Source organism: Mesorhizobium sp. M7A.F.Ca.CA.002.05.1.1, assembly GCF_003998335.1.
Lineage (GTDB): Bacteria > Pseudomonadota > Alphaproteobacteria > Rhizobiales > Rhizobiaceae > Mesorhizobium.
Window position 1 is genome coordinate 1,407 of sequence record NZ_RZQI01000705.1, and the last position, 1,781, is coordinate 3,187.

3 protein-coding genes are annotated in these 1,781 nt (G+C 67.2%); all 3 read left to right on the top strand.

Annotated elements, in window-relative coordinates:
• A partial coding sequence (gene cbiE, locus EN939_RS26995) for a precorrin-6y C5,15-methyltransferase (decarboxylating) subunit CbiE (protein WP_245473179.1) occupies positions 1 to 1,085 on the top strand: 1,085 nt, incomplete at its 5' end.
• Positions 1,082 to 1,468 carry a cobalamin biosynthesis protein gene (locus EN939_RS27000; protein WP_127270799.1) on the top strand — a complete coding sequence of 129 codons (387 nt, stop codon included), beginning with the start codon at positions 1,082 to 1,084 and terminating at the stop codon, positions 1,466 to 1,468. The genes cbiE and EN939_RS27000, both read left to right, overlap by 4 nt.
• Positions 1,465 to 1,781: SAM-dependent methyltransferase (locus EN939_RS27005; protein ID WP_245473181.1), on the top strand; the 317-nt coding region annotated here is incomplete at its 3' end. The genes EN939_RS27000 and EN939_RS27005, both read left to right, overlap by 4 nt.

Genomic DNA, 1,781 nt, shown 5'->3' on the forward strand with positions numbered 1-1,781 from the left:
TCGCTTCCTTCGCCAAGGGCGAGGCGCGCGCCTGGCCGGTTCCTTTCGATGCCGAGATGGCTGACGTGCTGGCGCTTGCCGACAGGCGCGTCTGCGTGCTCGCTTCAGGCGATCCGTTCTTCCACGGCGTCGGCGCCACCCTCGCCCGCAAGGTCAAGCAACAGGAGATGCATGTCATCCCCGCACCGTCGGCCGTTTCGCTGGCGGCCGCGCGCCTTGGCTGGGCGCTGCAGGACATCGAGACCGTCTCGCTGCACGGCCGGCCGCTCGACCTGATCCGGCCGCTGCTGCAGCCACGCGCGCGCATTTTGGCACTGACCTCGGATGCCGAAGCCCCCGCTGCAATAGCGCGCCTGCTCACCGAACTCGACTTCGGCGCATCGCGGCTGACGATCCTGGAGGCCTTGGGTGGGCCAAGCGAGGACCACCGCACGATCCGCGCCGATGCCTTCGATCTCGAAAACATCAATCCGCTCAACGTGCTGGCGGTCGAAGTTGAATCCGGTCCGGACGCGCGCGTCCTGCCGCTCACATCAGGCCTTGCCGATCATCTGTTCGACCATGACGGCCAGATCACCAAGCGCGAGATCCGCGCGATCACCCTGTCGGCGCTGGCGCCGAAACGCGGCGAATTGCTGTGGGACATCGGCGCCGGTTCCGGTTCCATCGGCATCGAATGGATGTTGGCCCACCCTTCGATGCGCGCCATTGCCATCGAGGCCGATCCGATCCGCGCCGCCCGCATTGGCCGCAACGCCGCCGCCTGTGGCGTTCCCGGCCTTGTCGTGGTGGAAGGCAGCGCGCCCAGGGCACTTGCCAGGCTGGACACGCCGGACGCGATCTTCATCGGCGGCGGCGGCAGCGATGCCGGCGTGCTGAATGCTGCCATCAAGGCGCTGCGCCCGGGCGGCCGTCTCGTGGCAAATGCGGTGACGCTGGAGATGGAAGCCTTGCTCCTCGCCCAGCATACCAAGCTCGGCGGCGATCTCACCCGCATCGCCATCTCTCGCGCATCGCCGGTCGGCGCGATGCAGGCCTGGCGGCCGGCCATGCCAGTGACCCAATGGAGCTGGGTGAAGCCATGATGGTCGCGGGCATCGGCAGCCGAAAAGGCGTGAGCGTCGAAGACGTGCTTGCCGCGATCGAAACCGCGCTGGAGACTCATGGCCTGACGATGACGGCGCTTTCGGCACTGGCGACTGCCGAGTTCAAGAAGGATGAAGAAGCGATCGCCGCCGCTGGCCGCGTGCTGAGTCTTCCGGTCATCGTCGTCGATGACGCCACGCTTCAGGCCGCCTCGTCGGACACGCTCAGCCATTCCGACCTCTCGCAGGATGTTGCCGGAACCTCATCGGTTTCCGAGGCATCCGCCCTTGCCGTCGTCGGCAAAGGCGCCAGACTGCTTGGCCCGCGCACGGTGCTCGGCCCGGTCACCTGCGCGATCGCCATCAGTGGAGATGCGCCATGACCGTCCATTTCATCGGCGCCGGTCCCGGTGCCGCCGACCTCATCACGCTGCGCGGCGCGAGGCTGCTGGCAAGCTGCCAGGTCTGCCTGCATGCCGGCTCGATCGTCGCGCCCGAATTGCTACAGCACTGCGCGCCGGGAACAAAGCTGATCGACACCGCGCCGATGTCGCTCGACGAGATCGAGGCCGAGTATGTCGCGGCCCACAAATCGGGCCATGATGTCGCCCGCCTGCATTCCGGCGACCTGTCGGTGTGGAGCGCCGTCGCCGAGCAGATCCGCCGGCTGGAAAAGCATGGCATTCCCTACACGCT